This window comes from Paraburkholderia sp. EG304, from assembly GCF_046543485.1.
Classification (GTDB): domain Bacteria; phylum Pseudomonadota; class Gammaproteobacteria; order Burkholderiales; family Burkholderiaceae; genus Paraburkholderia; species Paraburkholderia youngii.
Genome location: NZ_JBKGUA010000040.1, coordinates 56,245 through 64,943, shown reverse-complemented (window position 1 = coordinate 64,943; position 8,699 = coordinate 56,245). Strand labels below are relative to the sequence as shown.

Sequence of the window (8,699 nt, the reverse complement as noted above, 5' to 3'; positions counted from 1 at the left end):
AAAACGTGGTTGCAAAATCAGGCAAAAAAACGCATTCTTGAGTCCCTTCGAAATCGCGTTTCGGGGCCATTCCAGGTGGCCTCATTACGCCGATCATCCCCGGCTCGATTACGCCGATCCGTGACAGCTGTTCGAGAACGTTAAGAAACATTGATCGCGGCAGTGCATCTTCGAGTTCGGCCATGCGCTCTCTGATCTCGTCGAGTCCTGCTACGCGTCCTGCGCGGAACGTAACGCCGAATTCATACAGCAACCCACGCAGCTGATTTATCTGCATCGTTCGAAACTTGACGAGCAACGAGCGCATACGATGAAGGCTTAGCATCACTTGCTGATCCTCAGTCTTCGTGGCAACCGTGCGCATGCCGGGTTGCTGCACCGCAGTCCAGATTGCCCGCGCGTCCGCCGCGTCGGTCTTGTTCGTTTGCACGAAAGGCCGAATGAATTGGGCGTGTAATAGCACCACCTCGTGTCCGAGTGCGCGGATCTTACGCGCCCACCAGTGGGCACTTCCGCACGCCTCGAGGGCGACGCGGCCGGCAGGGCGCTGCGCCAGAAATGCAATTAAATCGTCACGTCCGAACTTCCGGTTCACAACCTCGCCAGTTTGGGCGTCGACCCAGTACATCTGGAACACCCGTTTTGCAATGTCGAGTCCGTATGTCGTAGCATTCATCTGGGGCCTCCGTTCCTCAAGTGGTTGTGTCGCAACTCCACTTTGGCACATTGATGCCGTGCGGTCCTGGAGGCCCTCAATCGTGCCCATTTCCCCGAAGGGAGGGCGGTGTCCATTCCATCTCGGCCAGTTTCGGACATTCGACGTTTCAACCAGAATCGTCGACAATCGGCGATCTTATCCGACTGACGAACAAGAATAAAATTCGATCCGATTCGAGTGCGGGAAGTCTCCGATAACGCTGTGAGGCGGGCTCTGAGCACTGAATTCGACGAGTCCCGGCCAATGGGAAACGTGGCCGCAAGCACGCTCGGTGAGGTAGTACGCGCGTGGCTCGTCGGTTATGCACAGCAAATCGCGCCAGTGACTGCGCGCGCCAATCATTGGCTTGATGTAGCGATAACGCGTCAATGTATCGTGATGGCATGCAACCGTCCCGCGAAGTGAAGCACCAGCGCAGCTTGTCAACGCGGGACATCAGTACACGTCGGATGGCCTTTTCCGCTTCGGATTGTGCGTGTATGCCCTTGATGATCTGCTTGAGATACGTCACTCTCATTGATATATGGAACGAGTCCAGAACAGGTGTAGGAGAAAACGATAATCGACAAGCGATTGAGTGGAGGCATTTGGCACCATCGGTTATGACCGACGGTTTCGTTTGATTGCTTCCGGTTGTGGCCTTCACGAGGGTGGTGAACCGGTCCAAGGCTCACTGAAGGCCTGCAACGGTCGCAAGTACGCGTTGGCGACAGCGAGACGAGTCGCTCACGACCGCTGAGGTGCGAACGGCCGGAGAGTGCCGTGAAGCCGACCGACCTAAGCCATCACCTGAACGTCAGCTATGGCCGAATTCTGCGCGTAGCTCATCCGTCCGGTTGTGGAGTAATGCAGCCAGCGCGACGGGAGGTTCCCCGGTGCAGTGCGAGACGGCTTGGGACCGCCTGACGGCCTTCGTCTGCTGCGACCTCGCGTGCCGACTGGTCGCGGTTGACTTTCACCGGCGCGACAGTGTGTGACTGCAGTCCCGACGACGACGTTCAGTGTCGCGACCGGGTCCAGCGACACCAGTCGTGGTGATCAAGGTTGCGCAGCAGATCGGCACCGCGCCGTTGACGGCTGTAGTGCGCAATCACGCCACACGCCGCCATCACCAGCACGATCGGGCCCATAGCCCCATACCCAACCAAAATTGGTCCACGTCGGCCTCCTCAGATACACCCGGATTGCCACCCCGCCAGCGAAGACGGCTCGACAGACGACTATAGTTCGTCTCAACAGAATGTCGGTGCACCAGTCAACCTACACGTGCAAACGCACGCAGTACGGCGTCGCCACGCGCCGTCACGCGAGGAAACAGCAGTCCCGGCCCAGCTGGCTCATTCGCAATCAATTGCAATTCGCGGAGTGTGCCAAGCTCTGCCCGATCCGAATCGATCCGCTCAGGCGCATCTTTCGACAGCAACAATGTGGCCAATTCGTGCGGGCTCAACATGTCGTTTACCTCGCGGCGAGAACGAAGAACGGGTGACCAGATCCGGCTACGGCTGCATTGGCAGCACGCGAAACCAGACCTGGCAGATTTTGTCGCCTATCGGCTTGACGAGCGACGTGCGCGAGGCGGACTTCGGCGTTCCGAAGGATCAAGGGTCGGCTTTGCGACGCGCTCGAGAATGTCACGGACCATTTCCCGTACGTGAGGCTCGGCGACGGACTCGCCGTCCGGCTGCACCTGCGGCGACATGGCTCCTGGCGTCATCGCGTCGACGCCCGCTGCGCAGGCGGACACGTCGGCGGTCATGGTCTCTTCCTGAAGTTCATGCCCGTCGTCGGGATCGCCGCTGGCGTGGCACGGTCTGATTGTTTCCGACGCGATGTACATCCAGCCACGGGTGTATCCGGCGAACTGAAGGGCGAGCCAGGGCATCACACCCACGTGGCGTCTGACTAACTGTTCGGGTGTCTGGGCGCGCAATACGCTTTCCCAATGCAGCGCGGCCCCTGTGACCGCGGATCTGCACGTATCCATGTTCAGCCGTATCAGCGCGCAAAAGCCCGGAGAAAAGCTGTCGGGCAGTTGCGACGGAACGGATAGGGTAAATGGCATCTGTTTTGGGGCTGTTCACGGAATATCTCTCAGGCTATCGAGGACCCGGCGACGCTGCCACGGCGATTGGTCAAGGTCGTTCCTACGCGAGCCGTTGGCCGCCAGACGGTCTGACGCCGCTTTAGAGAGTTCATGCTAACTTTGTTAAGCCGGAGTATTTCTGCTTCGCGCCAGGGAGTTTCCCCAAATTTATGGCGAACCGAGGTCACTGGGGCACGCGCCTCCAATACCGAGCGGACCTCCTGCAGCGCCACCGGCGCAAAAAAACTGTGTCGCCTACTCACGATGCCACGCTAGCCTATTGGCCTCCGGGCCGTCCGAAACCCGCCCATTACGAACAGACACGGGCGTCAGCAATCGGCGTACCTTCACACCACGGCAATCTCCGAGTGTGACCTGGTCATGTTGACTGAATCTGTGGCAATTCCCGCGGTTATCGTTAATGGGACGCCGATAGAAGTAGACAAATATCTGGTGGCAGCGCTCTGGACCGCCGACGGTGCGCATGCTTCGATAGTGGATGTTGACCAATGGCGAAAGTGCCTTTGTGAGCGCGGAGATGATTTTGCAACTCATGAAGCTGCCTGCTCCTACTGGCTATGTGAAAATCGCGCCGGTTGCCCACCGTGGGCATACCCGAGGTAAAAAAAGGAGTGTTCCTTCTACGATCAGGCCGCGCATATTGCAAAAGCTGGTGTGCGGATGTAGCGTCTGTGGCCTCGTCCTGCAGTGGGACACCTCACTGATACATCAATAATCTCATGCGGCCCGCGCCGCATCATGTCCACGCGGTGACACACCTGCAGCAGGGCCAGCTCTACGCTGTCTGGCACCACGCTCGGGCTGCCGCATGGTTTCTTTGACCAGCCCCATCCTACCCTTGCTCCTGAAACCATCGCCCGCCTGAAGTCGCCGCTCGACTTGGTCAAAACAGACAACGAGCCAGAGGTCGTGTCTGAAACACTCATGCCGTCTTCCGTCCAGAACGGCGGCCAACAACCAGTTCTTGAACATAACCTGTCCGAGGAATCGGAAATGCCAAAGAAAGCAACGGGCGGGTCGCCGGGAGCCGTCAAAAAGAGTCGCAACCTGGCGGCCAGTCAGACTGGCGTCGTTGCGCCAGGAAAAGCTTCATCTTCGAACTCCAGAGCTTCTTCTGAGGCGACCCGACAGCAACCGCTGGCGTTAGACGTGAGCGCCACGGTCGAAAACATTCGACGGCAGAACCTCCAGGTCCTTACGGGTCGCAACGGATCCAAAGCGCGACTTGGTGTAGTCATGTCCATGACTGGCTCCAACATGGCCCATCGACTCTATGGCAAGAAACGCATGGACGATGTCGAAGCAAACCGTTTTACGGAGGGGCTTGGTTTGCCGACTGGCTGGCTGGACACACCGCGCTCGGAAGCAGAGATTCCCGAGTCGGTGTCGCGTTTGCTGACCTCCTGCTCCGCGCGGTCGGGGATCCGTTGAACAACACGAGACGGTCGAGACCGCGAAGGATGGAGCGCCCGATGGAGGAAACCGCGGAGTGCTCCGATGGTCGGGATGGCGACGAAGCATCTCGTCCAGCACGGCCACCGGCCACGCGTACCAGCGCTTCGCAATCGCGTCGCGGTTATCGGCCCAGTACTTCATGTCGAGATTGATCTGCGAGTCCTTGTACTGGTCGGGCAGCGTCTTCGCGACATCCGGGGACATCAGCGCCACCGACTTCACGTTGATCGGCGCGTATCCGGTCTCGGCTGCGAATTTCGCCTGCGCCTGCGGGCTCGTCGCGGCTGCCAGATATTTCATCGCTTCCGCGCGATGCTTCGCGCCCTTTGGAATCACGAGCATGTCGGCGGCGGTCAGGTTCTGGTTCCACGAAATGCCGACCGGCACACCGGTCTGCGCGAGCGCATGCAAACGTCCGTTCCAGAACATGCCGATCGGCGCTTCGCCCGATGCGAGCAGTTGCTGCGACTGCGCGCCGCCGCTCCACCAGACGATGTCGCTCTTGATCGTGTCGAGCTTCTTGAACGCGCGGTCGAGATCGAGCGGATAAAGTTTGTTCGGCGGCACGCCGTCGGCGAGCAGCGCGATTTCCAGCACGCCCGGCGCCGACCATTTGTAGAACGTGCGCTTGCCGGGGAATTTCTTGGTGTCGAACAGATCCGCCTACGTCTGCGGCTGCGCGCCCGTGTACTTCGACTTGTTGTAGCCGAGCACGAACGAGTAATAGAAGCTGCCCACCGCGTCCGGCGTCGCAAAGCGCGGGTCCAATTCGTCCTTCTTCACGACCGAGTAGTCGATCGGCTCGATCAGGCCGGCCTTTTGCGCGGCGTACGCGAAGTCGCCTTCCACATCGACAACGTCCCAGCTTACGTTGCCGCTGTCGACCATCGCCTTCAGCTTGCCGTAGTCGGTCCGGCCATCCATCAATACAGTGATGCCGCTCGCCTGAGTGAACGGCTGCGCCCAGTTCTTCTGTTGCGACGATTGCGTGGTGCCGCCCCAGCTCGTGAAGACGATCGGGTCGGCGGCGAGTGCGGGCGCTGCCGCGAGCGTCATCAAGCACGCAGCAGTCAGCGGCGCTGCAAACACAATCCATTTACTGCTCATGTCGATCTCCAGAAACGTTTAAGGGACGTACAGCGCCGCGGTAACGGTGCAGTAGACGATGATCACAGGACCATGAATCCCGTCTTCTGAGATGATGGAATGCCAAGAAATTAGAAAAAATAAAAGCCGCCGGGACCTTTCAGGCCGCTCCCGAACCGTGCGCCAACGCAATCAGCAGCAGGATCAGAAGGATCAACGCCACGCTTTTCCAGAAGGTCACCGGACTGCGCTCGATCAATGGCAGCCTCGCTGCCGTTGGCGTTTCGCCGCCGCCCGCGGCGAATCGGTCCAGCTCGGCACAGAGCTCGAGCGCATCCTGATAGCGACGCTCCGGATCGGCCTGCATCGCCTTCTCGAGCACGAGGTCAAGCCATGCTGGCAGGTCGGGTCGGTGATGCTGCAACGGAACCCGGCTATTGAAGCCGTACGGCGAGCGTCCGCCGCTGAACATGCGATACAGGGTGACGCCGAACGCAAAGACCTCGGAGCGCGCATCGCCCTTCCCGCCTTTGAGAAGCTCGGGCGCCATGTAGGCGGGCGTGCCCGGCGCAATAGACGGCCCCGGCGCGAGCAGGCCGGGCATGTAGGCAAAGCCGAGGTCCAGCAGCCTCACGCTGCCGTCGGGCAACACCAGCACGTTCTCGGGTTTGATGTCGCGATGGAAGATGCCCTGGCGATTCAGCGCGTGGATCGCGCGGCCGAGCTGACGCGCGATCGCGAGGCCGCGCGTCAGCGACATCAGTGCCGGCGTCATCAAGGTTTCGAGCGGCAAGCCGTCGAGGAACGGCATCACGACATAGAGGCGGGTCTGGCGCGCGGGATCGATCGCGCTCGGCGCAAGTACGTTCTCGCTGTCAATCTTCCCCGCGAGCCACCGTTCCCGGACGATCGACTGGCGCACGTTGGCGTCTTCGTCGACGCGCGGCTTCAGGAACTTGAGCGCGAGCCGCGTTTGCGGGTCGGCAAGATCGTGGCCGATGAAGATCCGCGAGTAATGTCCGTCGCTCAGTACCGTGGTCAGCGCATAGCCGTCGATCACCTCGCCACACGCGGGAACCGCGAGAATCGGCAGGTCGCCGAGCACGCCTTCGAGATAGCGATAGTCGAGGTCCGGCACCTTGCGCACGTCGACCACGACCGCCGAGACGTCGTCGGTCGAGCCGCGCGAGCGCGCCATCTGGACGAGCCGTTCAGCCACCGCGGCCGCGGACGCCTGCGCCGACAGCACGGCCCGCAACTCGCGCCACGGTGTGCGTCGATAGAGCCCGTCGGAGCACAGCAGCAGGCGGTCACCTTCCTTTAGCGCCCAGCTCTCGATGCGTGTCACCAGCGCACTCTGCATGCCGACCGCATGCGCGACGAAGGCGCCGAACGGCACGTCGATGACGTCGTCGCCGCCGAGTTGCGACACTTCGCCATCGCGCAGCTGATAAAGCCGCACGTCCCCCGCGCCGACGAGCCAGGCCGTGGCGCCCCTGATCACGAGCGCCGCAAAGCACGCCGCCATCTGACTGAGCGCCGCGTCGCTGCGGCCGATCTGGTGCAGCCAGCGGTGAATCGCATCGAGCGCGCGCGACGCCGCGGCTTCGGGCGCCAGCGTGTGAGGCGGCGCATAGTAGCCGTCGATGAAGCTGCGCACGGCGAGCTCGGCCGCCACGCGCCCTCCCCGGCCGCCGCTCATGCCGTCGGCCAGTGCGACTACGCTCCCCCGCGCCGAGCGTTGCATCAGATCCCCGAGCATGATGCCGACGTAGTCCTCGTTGCGCCCGCTGCGGCCCGGCTCGGAAACAAAGGCGATGTCGAGCTCAGGAGATTCGCCGCGCTCGGGCCGCAGTGTCATGCACGCTGCTTCGATGACATTCGCGAGGGGTGTGTCGGTCATTTCCTGTCGAAGATTGCAGCTTCGCTCGATTCGAGATCATGCTCGATCTTATCGAGAACCTGCGGCGCGCGCTTCTTCAGCATCGCGAGCCAGCCGAGGCCGAACAGCATGTAGGCCGCGAACAGATAAGGCAGGATGTTGTACGGCCAGTCCGGAACCGGATAGACGCTGCCGAAGAACCCGCCGATCATCGCCACGGCGCCGAGGATGCCCACCACCAGATTGGCAAGCTTGAGCTGCCCCTGCTTCTTCAGGTAGAGCGGCGCGGACACCGAGATCAGGAAGTAGGCCACGATGAAGCCGAAGGTCGCGAACGTGCTCGTATAGCCGAACGTATTCAACGCGCCCGTGCCCAGCAACGCGAGATTCACGGCCAGCGAGAGGAGCGCGGCAAAGGCCACCGCATAGTGCGGCGTCTGATGCTTGGTGTGCACCATGCCCATCGAGCGGTGCACGAACTGATAGCGGCCCATCGAGAACAGCAGCCGGCTCGCGGCATTGATTGAGGCCAGCACGCAGGCGAACGCGCTCACCGACGCGATCAGATAGAAAAGCGGCGCCAGCGCCGGTGCACCGAGTCCGCTCAGCAGCGTCTGCAGTGGTGCGGTATCGGCGCCGAGCTTGCTCACGTTGCCGCCGTAGGCGACGACCATCGAGTAGGCGACGAACATGAAGAAGGCGCCGGCCAGCACCATGCTCCAGATGATGGCGCGAGGAATCGCCTTCAGCGGGTCCCTGGTTTCCTTGCCGAGCGACGCGGCGCTCTCGAAGCCGACGAACGAGAAGATGCCGAGCACCATCGCCTCCGCCATCCCTTTGGGCGTCGTGCCCTGCAGCGACAGCTGCGCATGATCGACGATGCGCTCGGGATGCTGATAGAAGACCACCAGCAATACGCCGCCGACGATCGTGATCGAGGCGGCCTCGATCGCGAGGCTCAGGCGCGAGGACAGCTTGATGTCGCGCGACGACAGGAACCAGGCCAACCCCGCGCTCACCACGTAGATCAGCCAGGTCGGAACGGCGATGCCGAACGGCGTGAACGCGTTCTGCACGAAGATGGCCTCGCCGGCGAGCACGCCCATCGCCGTACCCGTGTAGGCGGCAATCAGCCCCCATCCGGCGATGCCGCCCGCCATTGGCCCGAGCGAGCGCGAGATGAAGATGAAGAACGATCCGGCTGCGGCGAACCGGCTGGCCAGCACGGCGATGTTGAGACTGACGAACATGAGCCCGAGCGTCGACAGCCCGTAGACCAGCCAGCTGCCCGCACCCGCGAGTGCCGCGACGGCCACGACGTTGATCGACGGCGTTAGAGTCGGAGAGATGTTGGCGAGAGACTGGCCGATCGTCTCCATGAAGCCCAGGCTCGACGATCGAAGATCGGCGGACTGCGAAGGAACAGCGGTAGGTTGCGGTGTTGCGCTCAT

At 61.7% G+C, this 8,699-nt stretch carries 5 protein-coding genes and 3 pseudogenes; 1 reads left to right on the top strand and 7 read right to left on the bottom strand.

Features of this window, described 5'->3' with window-relative positions:
- From ACLFKU_RS32375 to ACLFKU_RS32360, 4 genes and pseudogenes are all read right to left on the bottom strand, one after another.
- Window positions 1–676, bottom strand: a 676-nt coding sequence (locus tag ACLFKU_RS32375) for an IS110 family transposase (RefSeq protein ID WP_410851830.1), incomplete at its 3' end; no start/stop codon positions are given.
- A gap of 445 nt (window positions 677–1,121) precedes the next feature.
- Window positions 1,122–1,385, bottom strand: a pseudogene (locus ACLFKU_RS32370) (ISKra4 family transposase); the annotation flags it as partial.
- Between the two features lie 588 nt (window positions 1,386–1,973).
- Window positions 1,974–2,171: a hypothetical protein gene (locus tag ACLFKU_RS32365; protein ID WP_410851829.1), complete on the bottom strand. Its 198-nt coding sequence runs from the start codon at window positions 2,169–2,171 to the stop codon at window positions 1,974–1,976.
- Window positions 2,172–2,267: 96 nt separating this feature from the next.
- A complete protein-coding gene (locus ACLFKU_RS32360) occupies window positions 2,268–2,783 on the bottom strand; it encodes a phasin family protein (RefSeq protein ID WP_410851828.1) in 516 nt (171 codons plus the stop codon).
- A gap of 831 nt (window positions 2,784–3,614) precedes the next feature.
- Between ACLFKU_RS32360 and ACLFKU_RS32355 the strand changes: the two are divergent.
- Window positions 3,615–4,296, top strand: a pseudogene (locus tag ACLFKU_RS32355) (hypothetical protein); the annotation flags it as partial.
- Window positions 4,297–4,367: 71 nt separating this feature from the next.
- Here the strand turns inward: ACLFKU_RS32355 and ACLFKU_RS32350 are convergent.
- The 3 genes and pseudogenes from ACLFKU_RS32350 to ACLFKU_RS32340 all read right to left on the bottom strand — a co-directional run.
- Window positions 4,368–5,387 (bottom strand): annotated as a pseudogene (locus ACLFKU_RS32350) (polyamine ABC transporter substrate-binding protein); the annotation flags it as partial.
- 139 nt (window positions 5,388–5,526) lie between these two features.
- Window positions 5,527–7,269, bottom strand: a complete 1,743-nt coding sequence (locus ACLFKU_RS32345; RefSeq protein ID WP_410851827.1) for a protein kinase domain-containing protein — start codon at window positions 7,267–7,269, stop codon at window positions 5,527–5,529.
- Entirely contained in the window at window positions 7,266–8,699 is a 1,434-nt protein-coding gene (locus ACLFKU_RS32340) for an APC family permease (protein ID WP_368587659.1), read from the bottom strand. The genes ACLFKU_RS32345 and ACLFKU_RS32340 overlap by 4 nt, the downstream gene beginning before the upstream one ends.